Here is a 17,297-nt window from a genome sequence, read left to right on the forward strand (position 1 = left end):
GACACCCGAAGGGGGCGCGGCCCGGGCCGAACGGCCGGGGTCCCGTCGGCCCGCAGCGAGGGGCCCATCGCTTCCATGGTTGCCCACCCGGGATGAGAATTACGTGAATCCGGTAGCGGATTTGACCCCCCGCCGATCGGCGGGGGTGCCATCACCCCGGCCGCCGGGTCACCCGGATCCGCCTGCACCTACGCTCGAAGCAACCCCGCTGGGCGACCGCCCGCCGAGAAGAAGGAGAGACCATGCCGCCGATCCGCGTCCTGATCGTGGACGACGAGGTCCTGGTCCGCTCCGGTCTCGGCCTGATCGTCGGGTCCGCCCCCGACCTCGAGGTGGTCGGCAGCTGCTCCGGCGGCCAGGCCGAGCAGCAGGTCGCCGCGCTGGCCCCGCAGGTGGTCCTGCTCGACATCCGGATGCCCGACCTGGACGGCATCACCGTGCTGCGCCGGCTGCGCGCCCTGCCCGACCCGCCGGCCGTCGCGATGCTCACCACCTTCGACACCGACGAGTACATCGGCACCGCGCTGCGCACCGGCGCGGCCGGCTTCCTGCTCAAGGACACCGCCCCCGAGCAGCTGGTGCACGCGGTGCGGGTGCTGGCGGCCGGCGGCAGCGTGCTGTCGCCCACCGTCACCCGCAGCGTGATCAGCGGCTACGTCGAGGGCGGCGCCCCCGACACCGAGGCGGCGGTGCTCACCCGCCAGCTCACCGGCCGCGAGCTGGACGTCCTGGCGCTGCTCGGCGAGGGCCTGTCCAACGCCGAGATCGCCGACCGGCTGTTCCTGGGCACCGGCACCGTCAAGGACCACATCAGCGCCATCCTCGGCAAGCTCGGCGCGGCCAACCGCGTCCAGGCCGCCGTGGTCGCCCACCGTGCCGGACTGGTCCGCGCCCCGGGGCAGCCCGGCCGATGACCGCGAGCGGCAGATCCCTCACCGGCTGGGCCACCGGACCGACCGCCGGCCTGCTGCTGCCGGTGCTGCTGGCCGGCATCGACGCCTTCCTGGTCGGCAAGGACGGCACCTGGTGGGAGCTGCTGCTCTCCTCGATCGCGGTGGCCGCCCTGCTGCTGCGCCGGCGCCTCCCGGTGCTGACCCTGCTGCTGACCCTGCCCGGGGCCTACGTCGAGTACATCTGGATCGCCCCGATGACGGCCGTCTACTCGGTCGCCGCCCACCGGGCGAGCGTGCGGATCACCACGGTCTGCGCCACCCTGTTCGCGCTGGTCGAGTACTTCCACTGGCCGATCGACGCGTCGATGTTCGAGGTCGGCCGGGACACCGCGCTGAACGCCATCGAGAGCACCATGCTGGCCGCCGGCCCGGCCGCGCTCGGCCTGCTGGCGCGCACCCGGCGCGAACTCGCCGAACGGATCGTCCAGCTGACCGAGGGCCAGCAGCGGGAGAGCCGGCTGCTGGCCGAGCGGGTGCTGGGCTCCGAGCGCGCCCGGCTGGCCCGGGAGATGCACGACGTGGTCTCGCACCAGGTCAGCCTGATCTCGATCCAGGCCGGCGCGCTGCAGGTCTCCACCGCCGACCCGGTCGCCAAGGACACCGCCCGGACCATCCGCGAGCTGTCCGTGCGCACCCTGGAGGAGCTGCGCCAGATGGTCGGCGTGCTGCGGGCGGCCGGCGCCCGCCGGGACGAGCCGCTCGCCCCGCAGCCCCGGCTGGCCGACCTGCCGCGGCTGATCGAGGGCAGCGGGCTGCCCGTCAGCACCTCGCTGACCCCGGGCGGCCGGGACTGGCCGGAGGCGGTGGAGCGGGCCGCGTACCGCACCGTCCAGGAAGCGCTCACCAACATCCGCAAGCACGCGCCGGGCGCCGAGGTGAGCGTCCGGCTGGCCGCCCGGGGCACCCGGCTGCTGGTGGAGGTGCGCAACGGGCCGCCGCCGCTGGGCGCCGCCAGCGCGCTCCCGGACCACCTCCCCGGCGGCGGCCACGGACTGGTCGGCCTGCGCGAGCGCGCCCAGCTGCTCGGCGGCAGCCTGACCGCCGACCCCGCGCCGGACGGCGGCTTCACCGTCCGCGCCGTGCTGCCAGCGACCGGCGAGTAGCCCGCCGGGCTCCGGCCACCGCCGGGCGGCCCGCCGCCCGTGCCGGGGTAAAACAAAGAGGCCGGTCGGAGTTAATCCGACCGGCCTCAGTGGTGCGCGAGGGGGGAGTTGAACCCCCACGCCCTTTCGGGCACTGGAACCTGAATCCAGCGCGTCTGCCTATTCCGCCACCCGCGCATGGGTGCTGTCGTAGATGCTACCTGATCTTCAGACCCGCTCCGAACCTTCCGGTTCTTCCTGGTCATCCGGCCCGGCTCCCTTTCGGGGCGCCCCTTCCGACGTGGAAAACATTAGCACGGCCCTCGGGGTACCCAGAAATCCCTTTCCCCAGGCCCGCCCGGACGGGCGCCGACGAACGGGTGATCGAGGGGTTGGGCGCACGCGGAGGGGGTAGCCCTCGCTTGCCGCCACCGCCGACGGAGGTGTGTGCCGGGGCTCACCCATGGGCACCACATGCCGGGGGAACCGTACGGATGGGCCCGGCGTGGATACGATCAGTACGGAAAACCGCCGTCGACCGAAGGCGCCACGCCCACCCGGCGCGGCCCGGTCGGCCCAAACGCCCTGGAAGGGGGTGCCCCGTGGGAGTCCTGAAGAAGTTCGAGCAGCGGCTCGAGGGTCTCGTGAACGGCACCTTCGCCAAGGTGTTCAAGTCCGAGGTCCAGCCGGTCGAGATCGCCGGCGCGCTCCAGCGCGAGTGCGACAACAACGCGACCATCTGGAACCGCGACCGCACCGTCGTGCCCAACGATTTCATCGTCGAGCTCAGCCCGCACGACCACGAGCGGCTCAGCCCCTACGCCGGACAGCTCGGCAAGGAGCTGGCCGGCATGGTGCGCGAGTACGCCGAGGCGCAGCGGTACAGCTTCATGGGCCCGCTCCAGGTCACCCTGGAGAAGGCCGACGACCTGGACACCGGCCTGTACCGGGTGCGCAGCCGCACCCTCGCAGCCGAGGAGCCGCCGCAGCAGGCCGCCCCGCCGCAGGCCCAGCAGGGCTACGGCCGGCCGCCCACGCCGCAGGCCCCCGGCGCACCCTGGCAGCAGCCCGGCGCGAGCCAGTACGGCACGCCGCCCGCGCCGGCCGCGCCCCCGGCCATGCCCCCGGCGCCCCCCGCGATGGGCGGCGGCAACGTGCGCCCGTTCCCCGGCGCGGGGCACAGCGGTGCCAACACCCGCCGCTGGATCGAGGTCAACGGCAACCGGCACCAGATCACCGGGAACGCCCTGGTGCTCGGCCGCTCCACCGAGGCGGACGTGCGGATCGACGACCCCGGGGTGTCCCGCAAGCACGCCGAGATCAGGCCCGGGACACCCGCCATGGTGCTCGACCTCGGCTCGACCAACGGCATCGTGGTGGACGGGCAGCACACCCAGCGCGCTACGCTCCGCGACGGCTCCCGAATCGTTCTGGGGTCCACCACCATCGTCTACCGACAGGTCGAAGGGTAGAGCGGGCCACCTATGTCAGATCTGACCCTGACGGTCATGCGGCTGGGCTTCCTTGCCGTGCTGTGGCTGTTCGTCATCGTCGCGGTGCAGGTCATCCGCAGCGATCTGTTCGGCACCAAGGTCAATCCGCGCTCCGCGCGGCGGGCCGCCGCCCCGGCGGGTGCCCCGAACCGGCCGCCGCAGACCCAGCAGACCGCCGCCCCCAGCCAGCCCCGGCAGCGCCGCGGCGCCCCCACCCACCTGGTGGTGGTGCAGGGTTCACTGGCCGGCACCACCGTGGCCCTGCAGGGCCAGACCATCACCCTGGGCCGCGCGCACGACTCCACCATCGTGCTCGACGACGACTACGCGTCCTCCCGGCATGCCAGGATCTACCCCGACCAGACTGGGCAGTGGACGGTCGAGGATCTAGGCTCCACCAACGGCACCTATCTGGACCGGCAGCGGCTGACCACGCCGCAGCCGCTCCAGCCCGGGATGCCGATCCGTATCGGCCGGACCGTCATCGAGCTGCGGAAGTAGTCAGCGCATGAGGGACAGCACCCCGTCCACCCAGAGGAGGGTAGGGACCGCATGAGTCTCGTGCTGCGCTTCGCCGCCGGGTCCCACAAGGGCTTGATCCGGGAGGGGAACGAGGACTCCGGCTACGCCGGGCCCCGCCTCCTGGCCGTGGCCGACGGCATGGGCGGGGCAGCGGCCGGTGAGGTCGCCTCCTCCGAGGTACTCGGCTCGATCGTCCGGCTGGACGAGGACGTGCCGGGTGCCGACCTGCTCACGCTGCTGAACGACGCGGTCCAGGCCGCCAACGACCGGCTGCGGCAGATGGTCGAGGAGGACCCGCAGCTCGAGGGCATGGGCTGCACCCTCACCGCGATGCTCTGGACCGGGCAGCGGATGGGCCTGGTGCACATCGGCGACTCCCGTGCCTACCTGCTGCGGGACGGCTCGCTCAGCCAGATCACCCAGGACCACACCTGGGTGCAGCGGCTGGTGGACGAGGGCCGGATCACCCCGGAGGAGGCCGAGACCCACCCCCAGCGCTCGCTGCTGATGCGGGCCCTGGACGGGCGCGGCCAGGTCGAGCCGGACCTGTCGATCCGCGAGGTCCGGGCCGGCGACCGCTACCTGATCTGCTCGGACGGGCTGTCCGGCCCGGTCAGCCACCAGACCCTGGAGGAGACGCTCGGGAGCTTCTACGCCCCGCAGCAGACCGTCCAGGAGCTGATCCAGCTGGCGCTGCGCGGCGGCGGCCCGGACAACATCACCTGCATCGTCGCGGACGTCATCGACGTCGGCGCCACCGACACCCTGAGCGGCCAGCTGGCCGACTTCCCGGTGGTGGTCGGCGCGGTCGCCGAGGCGCAGCCGCACCAGGCCACCGACCCGAACCTGCTGAACACCCCGGCCGGCCGGGCGGCGGGTCTGGGCCGGCCGCAGGCCCCGCAGGGCGCCTTCGGCCCGGCCAGCGGCTACGACGGCACCGCACCCGGCTTCGGCCCGGCCGAGGGGTACCCGCAGGACGGCTTCGGGGAGCCCGCCGAGGGCGGCTTCGGCGAGCCCTACGGCGACTACCCGGACGCCGAGCAGCCCGAGTACCAGGCGCCCGGGCGGCGCCGCCGCAAGCGCCGCGGGCTGAAGGTCACGGTCGCCGTGGCGGTCACCCTCGGGGCGCTGGGCGGAGCCGGCTGGTTCGGCTACCGGTGGACCCAGGACCAGTACTACGTCGGCGCGGACGGCGAGAGCGTCGCGGTCTACCAGGGCATCAACCAGAACCTGGCCGGCCTCGGCCTGTCCTCGGTGCACCAGAAGTACGGCGACATCGAGCTGAAGTTCCTGCCCAGCTACCAGCGCACGCAGGTCACCAAGACCATCCAGGCCAAGAGCCTGGGCGACGCCGAGGACCAGGTGAAGCGGCTCGGCGAGCAGGCGGCGGTGTGCAAGAAGGTCGCCGCCGGCGCCAAGCCCGCCGCACCGCCGAGCACCGAGCCCGGCACCACCGACACGACCACCCCGGGGGGTGTGGCGCCCCTCACCGAGGCGGAGGCGCAGCTTGCCACCTCCTGCCCGACCCAGTAGTGGCCCCCCGGGGTCCAGCAGCCGTCGGGGAGCGGCCGTCACGTGAGCACCTTTGACCTGAGCAGCAGTAGCAACCGCGGATCCGGGCCCGCCCGGCGGCGGGCCAACACGACCATCACCCCCCAGGGCACCCCGAACCGGCGCAACACCGAGCTGGTCATGCTGGCCTTCGCGGTGGTGGTGCCGATGGCGGCGTACGCCAACGTCGGACTCGCCATCGACAAGAGGCTGCCCGCCGGCATGCTCGAGTACGGCCTCGGGATGGGCGCGCTGGCGCTGATCGCGCACCTGGTGATGCGCCGCTTCGCGCCGTACGCCGACCCGCTGCTGCTGCCGCTGGCGACGCTGCTGAACGGCCTCGGGCTGGTGATGATCTGGCGGCTGGACAAGGCGGGCAGCCTGCTCGCCTCCAACTTCCCGGCCGCGGCCAACCAGCTGATGTGGTCGGGCCTGGGCATCGCCTTCTTCATCGGCGTGATGCTGCTGCTGAAGGACCACCGGATCCTGCAGCGCTACACCTACATCTCGATGGTGGTGGCGCTGGTCCTGCTGGCCGCGCCGGCCTTCTTCCCGGCCCGGGCCGGGGACTTCGGCGCCAAGATCTGGATCCACATCGGCAGCTTCTCGATCCAGCCGGGCGAGTTCGCCAAGATCATCCTGACCGTCTTCTTCGCCGGCTTCCTGATGGTCAAGCGGGACGCCCTGGCGCTGGCCAGCCGCCGCTTCATGGGCCTGTACCTGCCGCGCGGGCGCGACCTGGGGCCGATCATCGTGGTCTGGCTGCTGTCGATCCTGATCCTGGTGTTCGAGACCGACCTCGGCTCCTCCTTCCTGTTCTTCGGCCTCTTCGTGGTGATGCTCTACGTCGCCACCGAGCGGACCAGCTGGATCGTCTTCGGTCTGGTGATGTCGATCGGCGGCGCGGCCGTGGTCGCGATGGCCGAGCCGCACGTCAAGACCCGCATCAACTCCTGGCTGGACCCGATGGCGGCCTTCCAGGACCCGCCGCCGGCCGGCACCAGCGAGCAGATCGGCCAGACCCTGATGTCCTTCGGGACGGGCGGGGTCACCGGCACCGGCCTCGGCCAGGGCCGCTCCTGGCTGATCCAGTTCGCCGCCAAGAGCGACTTCATCCTCGGCTCGTTCGGCGAGGAGCTCGGGCTCACCGGCATGATGGCGCTCTTCGTCCTGTACGGCCTGATCGTGCAGCGCGGCCTGCGCACGGCGGTGGCCGCCCGCGACCCGTTCGGCAAGCTGCTCGCGGTCGGGCTGTCCTCGGCCTTCGCGCTGCAGGTCTTCGTGGTGGCCGGTGGTGTCACCGGACTGATCCCGCTGACCGGTATGACGATGCCGTTCCTGGCCCAGGGCGGCTCCTCGGTGGTCGCCAACTGGGCGCTGATCGCGATCCTGCTGAAGATCAGCGACACCGCGCGCCGCCCGGCCGCCGAGCCCTCGACCGAGCCCGCGCCAGGGGCCGCGCCCGGAGCGGAACCGACCCGGGCCTGAATCCCGTGGTGATCCATGCGGTTGAATCTCACAGAGCTGTGCCACCATCGGCCGAGCCGCACCCCATGACCGAAGAGCGCAGGAGGGGACCCGTCCCGTGAACAAGCCGATCCGCCGGGTCTCCATCTTCTGCCTGGTGCTGATCCTGGCCCTGATGGTCCGGGTGAACTGGGTGCAGGGCGTCCAGGCCGAGGCCTGGGCCAGCAACAAGCACAACGACCGGAACAAGTACGACCGGTACGCCTACCCGCGCGGCAACATCATCGCGGGCGGCCAGCCGGTCACCAACTCGGACTTCGTGAACGGTCTGCGCTACAAGTACAAGCGCAGCTGGATCGACGGCGCGATGTACGCGCCGATCACCGGCTACTCCTCGCAGTCCTTCGGCACCAGCCAGCTGGAGCAGCTGGAGGACGGCGTGCTGGCCGGCACCGACTCCCGGCTGTTCTTCCGCAACACCCTCGACATGCTCACCGGTGAGCAGAAGAAGGGCGGGGACGTCGTCACCACGATCGACCCCAAGGCGCAGAAGGCGGCCTTCGAGGGCCTGGGCGACAAGAAGGGCGCCGCGGTCGCCATCGACCCGCGCACCGGCGCGATCCTCGCCCTGGTCTCCACCCCCTCGTACGACCCGGGCACCTTCTCGGGCGGCGGCAAGGAGGACTCCAAGGCCTGGACGGACCTCAACAACGACCCGAACAAGCCGATGCTCAACCGGGCGCTGCGCGAGACCTACCCGCCCGGCTCGACCTTCAAGCTGATCACCGCCGCCACCGCGTTCGAGACCGGGCTGTACAAGAACGTCGACGACGCCACCCAGACCCCGAAGCCGTTCATCCTGCCCGGCACCAACACCGAGCTGAAGAACGCCAGCCCCACCGAGGACTGCGAGAACGCCACGGTGGAGCACGGCATGGACCTCTCCTGCAACACCGTCTTCGGCAAGATGGGCGCCGACCTCGGCAAGGAGAAGCTGCGGGCGCAGGCGGAGAAGTTCGGCTTCAACAACGGCAAGCTCGACACCCCGATCCGGGCCGTCACCAGCGTCTTCCCCTCGAACTCCAGCCCCGACGGCACCGCGATGGACGCCATCGGCCAGCACGACACCCGGGCCACCCCGCTCCAGATGGCCATGGTCGCCGCAGCCATCTGCAACAACGGCAGCCTGATGCAGCCCTACCTGGTCGCCCAGGAGCGCTCGGCCAACCTCGATGTGATCTCCAACCACACCGAGCACCAGCTGAGCCAGGCCGTCAGCCCGGGCACCGCGCAGAAGCTCCAGCAGCTGATGGAGAGCGTGGTGCAGAACGGCACCGGCACCAAGGCCAAGATCAACGGCGCCACCGTCGGCGGCAAGACCGGCACCGCCCAGCACGGCCAGGACAACAGCGGCCTGCCGTTCGCCTGGTTCATGTCCTATGCCAAGGGCGCCGACGGCAAGCAGGTCGCGGTCGCCGTGGTGGTCGAGGACGGCGCGGCCGAGCGCAACGAGATCAGCGGCGGGTCGATCGCCGCGCCGATCGCCAAGTCGGTGATGGAGGCCGTCGTCAACAAGTAGGGCAGGCCCGTGGCCGCCGTCCCCGGCTGATCGATCAGGACCGACGCCGCCCGCTTTTACCCGGAGATTGTCACAATGGGACGGTCCCGGTCGATACCGGTCTGGTCTCAGCTGGCGGGCTCGTCCGGCTCGCGGAGGTTGGCCCGGTAGCGTATCCGCAAGCAGCGGGTCTGCCCGCCGCACACCCACGGCCCAGGCCTGGGGCCGGGACCGCGAAACCAGCGCGGGCTCCGGATGCGTCCAACAGAGCGTGCGGGGACACCTACGTCACATCCTCACCGACCGGTGGGGGAGAGGGTCGGAACTATGGAAGAGCCTCGTCGCCTCGGCGGCAGGTACGAGCTCGGCGGCGTCCTCGGGCGCGGCGGCATGGCCGAGGTCTACCTCGCCCATGACACCCGGCTCGGCCGTACGGTCGCCGTGAAGACCCTCCGCGCCGACATGGCCCGAGACCCGTCCTTCCAGGCCAGGTTCCGCCGCGAGGCCCAGTCCGCGGCCTCCCTCAACCACCCCGCCATCGTCGCCGTGTACGACACCGGCGAGGACTACATCGACGGCATCTCCATCCCGTACATCGTGATGGAGTACGTCGAGGGGTCCACCCTGCGCGAGCTGCTGCACTCCGGGCGCCGGCTGCTGCCCGAGCGCGCGCTGGAGATGACCATCGGGATCCTGCAGGCGCTGGAGTACTCGCACCGGGCCGGCATCGTCCACCGCGACATCAAGCCCGCCAACGTGATGCTGACCCGGCAGGGCAACGTCAAGGTCATGGACTTCGGCATCGCGCGGGCGATGGGCGACGCCGGCATGACGATGACGCAGACCTCCGCCGTCATCGGCACCGCCCAGTACCTCTCCCCCGAGCAGGCCAAGGGCGAGACCGTCGACGCCCGCTCGGACCTCTACTCGACCGGCTGCCTGCTCTACGAGCTGCTGACCGTGCGCCCGCCGTTCGTCGGCGACTCCCCGGTCGCGGTCGCCTACCAGCACGTGCGCGAGGAGGCCCAGCCGCCGTCCGCGTACGACCCCGAGGTACGGCCCGAGATCGACGCGATCGTGCTCAAAGCACTCGCCAAGGAGCGGGACTACCGCTACCAGAGCGCCGACGAGATGCGCGACGACATTGAGCGCTTCCTGGACGGCCTCCCGGTCGCCGCCGCCCAGCAGGCCGCCTACGGCATGGGCGCGGCGGGCTACGGCTACGACCAGAGCGGCGCCCAGTACGACCCGTACGGCCAGACCAACCTGCTCCCGCAGCAGGGTGCGGCCGGTCCGACCACCATGCTGCCGCAGGTCGGCAACCAGCAGGGCGGTTACGGCTACCCGCCGCAGGAGAACGGCTACGGCGGCGGCCAGGGCGGCTACGACGACGGCTACAACGCCGGTGGTGGCGGCCGTCGGCGCGAGGACCCGCCGAAGAAGAACAACACCTCCTGGATCATCCTCGCGGTGGCTGCGGTGCTGGTCCTGGTCGGCGCCTTCTTCGTGGTCCAGGCCATGGTCAAGACCGGCGACAGCGCGGGCGGCAGGACCACCTCCCCGACCCTGGTCGGCAAGAGTCTGGCGGAGGCCCAGAACGCGGCCAAGGCGCAGAACCCGGCGCTGACCGTGCAGGCCGGCGACCCGATCGCCTGCCCCGACACCAAGATCCAGAAGGATCAGGTCTGCACCCAGGACCCGCCGGCCGGCACCTCGGTCGCCACCAACACGGTGATCAAGGTCCAGCTCTCCTCCGGCCCCGCCGCAGTCGACCTGGCCGACTTCACCGGCAAGAGCCTGAACGACGCCACCCAGGCCCTGCAGAAGGCCGGCTTCGTGGTCGGCCCGCCGGTCTACAAGACCGACGACTCCACGCCGCAGGACAGCGTCATCTCGCAGAACCCGCCGGCCGGCAAGGCCGCCGCCGGAGCCACCGTCACCCTGACGGTCTCCCAGGGTCAGGGCAAGATCCCGGTGCCCAGCGTCATCAACCAGACCCAGGACGCGGCCACCCAGCAGCTCACCGACGCCGGCTTCAAGGTGTCCGTGAAGACCCAGCCGGTCACCGACGCGACCAAGGTCGGCCTGGTGAGCGACCAGACGCCGAAGAACACCTCGGCGAAGAAGGACAGCACCGTCACCATCACGGTCGGCAAGATGGCCGACAAGGTCCAGGTGCCCGACATCAAGGGCAAGAACGTCAAGGACGCCACCGCCGCCCTGAAGAACCTCGGGCTGGTCTGGACGTTCGCGGGCGCCGGCGGCGACAACAACAACGTCGTCCTGAACACCAACCCCGGCCCCAACAACCTGGTGGACGCCGGATCCAGCGTCCAGCTCTACACCATGCCGGGCAAGCCCGACGGCACACCCGGCGGCAACAACTGACAACCGCCACCGAGGGGGCCGTGCGATCCGCACGGCCCCCTCCGGCGTTCCCGGGACCCGCCGGCGCTCCCGGGACGCGCCGGCGCTCCCGGGACGCGCCGGCGTTCCCGGCCGCGCTACGGCGTCAGGTGGCCGAGGTCCTGCAGCACCAGCTGGCGCATGATCGCCACCCCCTGCGGCAGCACCAGCGGCTGGAAGTGGTGCAGGCACGGCCAGCCGTGTGCGGCGCCGCTGACCCGGCGCACCCGCAGCAGCACGGCCAGCCGCGGATCGGTCAGCGAGTAACCGCTGTACGGCGCGGACAGCCGGCGCAGCAGCCCGGCGTCGCACGAGGTCTCGAAGAGCGCGTTCCGGCTCAGCTCCGGCCGGTCGGTCTCCAGAGCGAGCAGCTCGGCGAGCGCGTCGAAGGTCAGGGCGTCCTCGGGGATGGCGTGGTGCCTGATCGGCTCCTCGTCCGGCACCGACCGCACCGGGCCCGCGCCGCGCTGCGGCGGCACGCCGTGGCCCCGCCCGCCGCCCGCGACCGCTTCGATCAGCTGGGTGATCCGTTCGTCCAGGCCTTCGATCGCCCGACCGTTGGCCGCCACCGCGACGGTGACCGCCGTCTCGGCCCGCTGCGCCGCCGCCCTGGCCTCGGCGCCGAAGGCCTCCGCCGCGGCGCGCGCGACCAGGCGGAAGAACTGCATCGCCTCCGGCGACACCTGCGGCGCCTGCTCCTCGTCCACCGCGTAGCGGCCGGAACGGCGGATCGAGGGGATGACCTCGTGGGTGATCCAGCGCTTGAACGCCCGGGCCTGGGGCTTGCGGGAGCGGAGCACGAGCGAGTACAGCCCGGGCTCGTTGATGACGGAAACCTGCTGGTCACCGCCAAGGGTCGTCATAGTATGACGCCCCTTTTCATCCTCATCGAGGGCAGCCAGTGCGCGGTGTGCAAGAGAGATCTCCAACACCTCGCACACATCGCCGGCCACCCACCAGGGGCTTCCGTCGATGGTGACCACCCTCACCTCCTGGCCGTTGAAGTCGAACTGGGCCAGTGTTCCGTTCGTGCTCGTCATACCGGATACAACGACCCACCCGGGTGACGGAGAACCGGTTACCTGACAGTAGGTCAGTCTGACTCGGGGGCGCGGGAGTCACTCCACCGGCGCACGCGCCCCCGGCCGCATCGTCTCAGCCCCGCACCGGCTCGGCCCGGTCCGCCAGGTCGAGCACCACCTTGCCCAGCGTCCGCCCCGACTCCACCAGTTCATGCGCCTTGGCGGCCTCCGCCAGCGGCAGCACGGTGCTCACCTCCGCCCGCAGCCGGCCCGTGGCCACCAGGTCGGCCACGGCCAGCAGGGCGGCCCGGTCCGGCTCGACCAGCGTCACGCCCCAGCCCACCGCCTCCACCACCCCCGAGACGTCGTGCCCGAGCACGAACGGGGGCTCGGCGCGCAGCAGGCCGCCCGCCGTCCGGGCCTTGAAGTCGGTCGGGTTGACCCCCGCCGCCCGGACCCGCACCAGCACCTCGGTGGCGCCGGGCACCGGGCGGTCCCGCTCGGCCAGGTGCAGCACCCCCGGCCCGCCGAGCCGGTCCTGGGTGACCACCGTCATCGTCTCCGCCGTCTCCGCGCTCCCCTGCTCGATCGACCGTCGATCACACCTGCGACGAGCACTCCACCGCGAACGAGTGGCCACAAGGCCATCAAGTGAGAGGATCTGGCCATGCACCAGGTCGTCGTCCTCGCCCTCCCCGGCGTCATCCCTTTCGAGCTCGGCATCCCCGCCAAGGTCTTCGGCCTGGCGTACGGCACCGACGGGCAGCCGCTCTACCAGGTCACCACCTGCAGCCCGGACGGGCGCCCGGTGCCCTCCAACTCCGACTTCTCGATCGCCGTCGAGCACGACGCGAGCGCCCTGGAGCGGGCCGACACGGTGGTGGTCGCCCCCAGCTACCACCCGTCGATCATGAACGGCGAGCTGCCGCCCGGCCTGGCCGAGGCGCTCGCCCGGGTCCGCCCGGGCACCCGCTGGATGTCGATCTGCACCGGCTCGTTCGTCCTGGCAGCCGCGGGCCTCCTGGACGGCCGACCCTCCACCACGCACTGGTTCCACACCGAGCGCTACCGGCAGCTGTTCCCCCGCACCCGGCTCGACCCGGACGTGCTCTTCACCGATGACGGCGACGTGCTGACCTCCGCGGGCGCCGCCGCCGGACTCGACCTCTGCCTGCACCTGATCCGCCGGGACCACGGCACCGAGGTCGCCAACCGGGCCGCCCGCCGCTGCGTGGTGCCGGCCTGGCGGGAGGGCGGGCAGGCCCAGTTCGTCGAACGCCCGGTGCCGCCGGCGACCGGCGCCGACACCGCCGCGGTCCGCGACTGGGCCCTGCGGGAGCTGCACCGGCCGCTCCAGCTGGCCGAGTTGGCGCACCGGGCCGGGATGAGCGTGCGCACCTTCAGCCGCCGCTTCCTGGCCGAGACCGGCCAGACCCCGGGCCAGTGGCTCACCGCCCAGCGACTCGGCCTCGCCCGCGGGCTGCTGGAGAGCACCGACCTGCCGGTCGACCAGGTCGCCGAGCGCTCCGGCTTCGGCAGCGCGGCCTCGCTGCGCCAGCACCTGGCCGCCTCGCTCGGCGTCTCCCCCGCCGCCTACCGGCGGACCTTCCGCGGCTCCCCGCGCCTCCAGCACGGCCCGGCGGGCGCCAACCGCCGGGAGGCCTCCTCGGGTGCCCGCGCCCGGCCGCCGCACCCCGCCGTCCGGTAGGTCCTCGGGGCCCGGACGGCAGCCTTCGGCGCCCGCCGGGTCAGCCGGTCAGCGCGGCCGGCTGGCCCTGGCTCCTCGGCTGCTCGCCGGCCATCTTGCCGAACACGATCAGACGGCCGCGGGCGCTGAACTCCGGCGTGCAGGTCGTCAACGTGATGTACCGCCCCGGCTGGGTGAACGGCGAGCCCTTGGGCACCGGCTGGATCACCGTCACGTTGTTGGGCGGAGTCTCCGGGATGCCGCCGGCAACCTCGTAGGTGTAGAAGGTGGTGGCGGTCTCCACCACGATCTTGTCGCCCGGCTTGAGCTCACCGAGCTTGCGGAACGGCTGGCCGTGCGTGGTCCGGTGCGCGGCGATCGCGAAGTTCCCGGCCTTGTCGGCCGGCATCGCGGTACCGGTGTAGTGGCCGACCAGGCCCTTGTCGAGCACCTGCTGCTTGTTGGTGCCCTCGGCGATCGGGTACTTCAGGCCGAGCTTGGGGATGTACACGATCGCGAAACCCTGGCCCGGCTCGAACTTGCCCGGGTCCTTGGGCACACCCGCGCCCGGCGCGGCCGGCTGCGGCTGCGCCCACTGCTGCTCCAGCTGGTTGCGGGTGCCGTCGGCGGCCGCGTCGGCCTGCACGTTGGTCCACCACAGCTGGTACGAGACGAACAGCAGCATCACCAGACCCAGCGTGATGAACAGCTCGCCGACCATCCGGGCGGTCACCACCAGCGCGGACTCCTTGGGCCGCGGCTTGGGGCGCCGCGGACCGGACGCCCGGCGCCGGCCGGTGCCCGAGCGCAGCGCGGCGCGGCCCTCCGCCCGGCGGTTCGGCTGCTCGCCGGTGCCGTCGTCCACCGCGCCCACGGCCTCGGCCTCGACGACCGGGACCATCCGCAGGTTCATGGTCCGCTCGCTCACCGGCGGCTCGTACGGCGCCGGCCCACCGGGGCCGCCGGCCGGCTCGTAGACCCCCCAGTCCCCCGGCGCCGGCCCGTCACCGGTGCCGCCGGTCCACTGCGCGTTCCCCTCCGGGCGCACCGCCGTCACCGGCTCAGCCCCGCCCGATCACCGGGGCGAGCCCTGCCGAGCGCCCCACCGCCTCGGCGTAGCCGCACTCGGCGAGCCAGTTGGCCAGCATCCGGTGGCCCCCCTCGGTCAGCACCGACTCGGGGTGGAACTGCACCCCCTCGACCAGCAGGTCGCGGTGGCGCAGGCCCATGATCACGCCGCTCCCGGTCCGTGCGGTGACCACCAGGCTGTCCGGCACCGTCGCCGGGTCGACCGCCAGCGAGTGGTACCGGGTGGCGATCAGCGGCGAGGGCAGCCCCTCGAACACCCCGCCGTCCTCGTGCGTCACCGGCGAGGTCTTGCCGTGCAACAGCTCGGGCGCCCGGCCCACCACGGCGCCGTACGCCACGGCGATCGACTGCAGGCCGAGGCAGACCCCGAACACCGGCAGCCCGATCTCCGCGCAGCGGTGCACCATCTCCACGCAGACCCCGGCCTCCTCGGGCGTGCCGGGGCCGGGGGAGAGCAGCACCCCGTCGAAGCCCTGCTCGCCGTCGCGGAGCACCGCGTGGTCGACCGTCACCTCGTCGTTGCGGACCACCTCGCAGGTGGCACCGAGCTGGTAGAGGTACTGGACGAGGTTGAAGACGAAGCTGTCGTAGTTGTCGACCACGAGGATCCGGGGCGGGCGGCCGGAGGTCATCGCGCTACTCCTGGTGCAGAGTCGGGCAGGCGGGGCGGGCGGTGTGCACCGGCGTCAGCCGGCACCGCCGTCGTCCACGGTGACGTTACCGAAGGGCAGCAGCGGTTCGGCCCACGGAAAGACGTACTGGAACAGGACGTAGACGGCCCCGAGGACGAGCAGCAGCGCGATGACCGCCCGGATCAGGGTGTTGCCCGGCAGATGCCGCCAGATCCAGCCGTACATGGTGCTCCTCGCGAGGTTCAGGTCGGGAACCAGACTAGACCGCCGTCCGGCTCCGTACCGCGCATATCACCCTGGTGGACAGCAGTCGGCTGCCGCCCGGTTCCCCGCCGACCCGGTTCCCGCCCCCGGGGGCTACTGCCCCGCGGCGGCCCGCAGGTCGGCCGAGCCCGCGTAGCCGGGCAGGGTCAGGTCGGCGTTGTCCTGGACCTTCCAACCCAGGCCGTACGCCACCACGTACTGCAGGTAGCGCTTGATCGTCGGGTCGGACTCGACGGCCGAGCGCAGCGCCTCGGTCTTCCCCACCGCCTTGATCACGTACGGCGGGGAGTAGACCCGCCCCTGCAGCAGCAGGGTGTTGCCGACGCAGCGCACCGCGCTGGTGGAGATCAGCCGCTGGTCCATCACCTGGATGCCCTCGGCCCCGCCCCGCCACAGCGCGTTGACCACGGCCTGGATGTCCTGCTGGTGGATCACCAGGTCGTTGACGTCCGGCTCCGGCACGTTGGGGATCCGGGCGGTGGCGTTCGGCGGGGCGTCGTTGAGGGTCACCGTCAGACCCGGGCCGCGCAGCGGGTCCAGGCCGGCCACCTGCTGCAGGGCGTCCAGCCGGTCGGTGTCGGCCGGGCTGCCCTGCTGCTGGGCCAGCTGGTCGGTGCGGTCCTGCAGTTCACCGACCTGGGCCTGCACCTGCTGGTTCTGCGCGCTGCGCTGGCGTATCACGTCGCTCAGCTTGAGCAGCGAGTTGTCGGTGCGCAGATCGGTGCCCTGGGCGGTCTGCGCGCTGATGTAGAAGAGCAGACCGGCGAGGGCGAAGACGGCGCAGGTCAGGGCACGTCCGACAATTCGGGTCCCGCCGGGGCGCGCGGAGCCAGGCTGTGGGGGAATCGTGGAATTCGGCACCGTACCCTTATCTCCTTAAGACCCGGCGAGCCACTACGCTAACGGACGCCGGTGGCATGTGCGGAGTGCTGGTCCCGGCACGACAGCGGGCCTGCCCGCGGTACGTGCCGGCTGACGGCCTCCCGTAAGGATCCGGTCCCCACAGCCGCCCGCTTTCCCGCTGCACCCCGCGCGGTCACAGCGCATCGACAGGAGATTCCCTCGTGCCGAAGTCTCGAGTCCGCAAGAAGGACGACTACACCCCGCCGTCCGCGGCGACCGCGGTGAAGATCAGCTCCGGCCGGAGCTGGGTCGCCCCCCTCATGCTGGCGTTCTTCCTCATCGGCCTGGTCTGGATCGTCACCTACTACGTGACGAGCGGCGGCTGGCCGGTCGCCAGTTGGGGCAACTGGAACATTCTGGCCGGTTTCGGCTTCATCGCGGCGGGCTTCGGCGTCTCCACCCAGTGGAAGTAGGCCTCGGCCGCTCTCCCGTCCGACCTTGCACCGCCTCGGCGTGAACCCCGGGGCGGTGTTTCGGCGTGCCCCCGCCGGTCGCGACCATATGTTTATCCACACGGTTATCCACACTGGGGAAAAGTCGGCTCAGCCTGTGGATAACTCCTCCGGGAGAATTCCGCCCGCACCACTGCCGTGACCGTCGAAAGCGCAGTTGAACGCGCGTAGACCCGGCAGTGCACAGCAGCTTCGCGCACCCGCTGTGCACCGTCG

At 71.9% G+C, this 17,297-nt stretch carries 16 protein-coding genes and 1 tRNA gene; 10 read left to right on the top strand and 7 right to left on the bottom strand.

Going from position 1 to position 17,297, the window contains the following annotated elements; genetic code table 11:
- Positions 1-242: 242 nt before the first annotated feature.
- Complete coding sequence (locus AB0K43_RS06695) at positions 243-914, top strand: response regulator transcription factor (RefSeq protein ID WP_363636513.1); 672 nt, start codon at positions 243-245, stop codon at positions 912-914.
- Positions 911-2,056 (top strand): histidine kinase, encoded by a 1,146-nt coding sequence (locus tag AB0K43_RS06700; RefSeq protein WP_363636515.1) that lies wholly within the window; start codon positions 911-913, stop codon positions 2,054-2,056. Before AB0K43_RS06695 ends, AB0K43_RS06700 begins: the two co-directional genes overlap by 4 nt.
- 90 nt (positions 2,057-2,146) lie before the next feature.
- Here the strand turns inward: AB0K43_RS06700 and AB0K43_RS06705 are convergent.
- A tRNA-Leu gene (locus AB0K43_RS06705) sits at positions 2,147-2,233 on the bottom strand.
- A 404-nt stretch (positions 2,234-2,637) separates the two neighbouring features.
- On the opposite strand from AB0K43_RS06705, the gene AB0K43_RS06710 reads away from it, so the two are divergent.
- From AB0K43_RS06710 to pknB, 6 genes are all read left to right on the top strand, one after another.
- Entirely contained in the window at positions 2,638-3,507 is an 870-nt protein-coding gene (locus AB0K43_RS06710) for a DUF3662 and FHA domain-containing protein (protein ID WP_363636517.1), read from the top strand.
- A gap of 12 nt (positions 3,508-3,519) precedes the next feature.
- Entirely contained in the window at positions 3,520-4,029 is a 510-nt protein-coding gene (locus tag AB0K43_RS06715; RefSeq protein ID WP_363636519.1) for an FHA domain-containing protein, read from the top strand.
- Between the two features lie 51 nt (positions 4,030-4,080).
- Entirely contained in the window at positions 4,081-5,583 is a 1,503-nt protein-coding gene (locus AB0K43_RS06720) for a protein phosphatase 2C domain-containing protein (RefSeq protein WP_363636521.1), read from the top strand.
- 114 nt (positions 5,584-5,697) lie between these two features.
- Entirely contained in the window at positions 5,698-7,089 is a 1,392-nt protein-coding gene (locus AB0K43_RS06725; protein ID WP_363636740.1) for an FtsW/RodA/SpoVE family cell cycle protein, read from the top strand.
- Between the two features lie 97 nt (positions 7,090-7,186).
- Positions 7,187-8,647 carry a penicillin-binding protein 2 gene (locus AB0K43_RS06730; protein WP_363636523.1) on the top strand — a complete coding sequence of 487 codons (1,461 nt, stop codon included), beginning with the start codon at positions 7,187-7,189 and terminating at the stop codon, positions 8,645-8,647.
- A 306-nt stretch (positions 8,648-8,953) separates the two neighbouring features.
- A complete protein-coding gene (gene pknB, locus AB0K43_RS06735) occupies positions 8,954-11,014 on the top strand; it encodes a Stk1 family PASTA domain-containing Ser/Thr kinase (RefSeq protein WP_363636525.1) in 2,061 nt (686 codons plus the stop codon).
- A 116-nt stretch (positions 11,015-11,130) separates the two neighbouring features.
- Here pknB and AB0K43_RS06740 read toward each other — a convergent pair whose 3' ends face one another.
- Positions 11,131-12,072 (bottom strand): Bro-N domain-containing protein, encoded by a 942-nt coding sequence (locus tag AB0K43_RS06740; protein ID WP_363636527.1) that lies wholly within the window; start codon positions 12,070-12,072, stop codon positions 11,131-11,133.
- Positions 12,073-12,187: 115 nt separating this feature from the next.
- Positions 12,188-12,610, bottom strand: coding sequence for a zinc-binding dehydrogenase (locus tag AB0K43_RS06745; RefSeq protein ID WP_363636529.1), 423 nt, complete (start codon positions 12,608-12,610; stop codon positions 12,188-12,190).
- A 111-nt stretch (positions 12,611-12,721) separates the two neighbouring features.
- Here AB0K43_RS06745 and AB0K43_RS06750 point away from each other — a divergent pair, with 111 nt between their 5' ends.
- The gene (locus tag AB0K43_RS06750) at positions 12,722-13,762 is read left to right on the top strand and encodes a helix-turn-helix domain-containing protein (RefSeq protein ID WP_363636531.1); all 1,041 of its coding nucleotides are present in this window, start codon (positions 12,722-12,724) and stop codon (positions 13,760-13,762) included.
- Positions 13,763-13,802: 40 nt separating this feature from the next.
- Here the strand turns inward: AB0K43_RS06750 and AB0K43_RS06755 are convergent, their stop codons facing one another.
- From AB0K43_RS06755 to AB0K43_RS06770, 4 genes are all read right to left on the bottom strand, one after another.
- Positions 13,803-14,789, bottom strand: a complete 987-nt coding sequence (locus tag AB0K43_RS06755) for a class E sortase (protein ID WP_363636533.1) — start codon at positions 14,787-14,789, stop codon at positions 13,803-13,805.
- A gap of 13 nt (positions 14,790-14,802) precedes the next feature.
- Positions 14,803-15,462: an aminodeoxychorismate/anthranilate synthase component II gene (locus tag AB0K43_RS06760; RefSeq protein ID WP_363636535.1), complete on the bottom strand. Its 660-nt coding sequence runs from the start codon at positions 15,460-15,462 to the stop codon at positions 14,803-14,805.
- Between the two features lie 54 nt (positions 15,463-15,516).
- Positions 15,517-15,687, bottom strand: a complete 171-nt coding sequence (locus tag AB0K43_RS06765; RefSeq protein WP_363636537.1) for a hypothetical protein — start codon at positions 15,685-15,687, stop codon at positions 15,517-15,519.
- 132 nt (positions 15,688-15,819) lie between these two features.
- Complete coding sequence (locus AB0K43_RS06770; RefSeq protein WP_363636742.1) at positions 15,820-16,530, bottom strand: DUF881 domain-containing protein; 711 nt, start codon at positions 16,528-16,530, stop codon at positions 15,820-15,822.
- A gap of 260 nt (positions 16,531-16,790) precedes the next feature.
- On the opposite strand from AB0K43_RS06770, the gene crgA reads away from it, so the two are divergent.
- Positions 16,791-17,042, top strand: coding sequence for a cell division protein CrgA (gene crgA, locus AB0K43_RS06775; protein WP_363636539.1), 252 nt, complete (start codon positions 16,791-16,793; stop codon positions 17,040-17,042).
- Positions 17,043-17,297 lie beyond the last annotated feature (255 nt).

Source organism: Kitasatospora sp. NPDC049258, from assembly GCF_040678895.1.
Taxonomy (GTDB): domain Bacteria; phylum Actinomycetota; class Actinomycetes; order Streptomycetales; family Streptomycetaceae; genus Kitasatospora.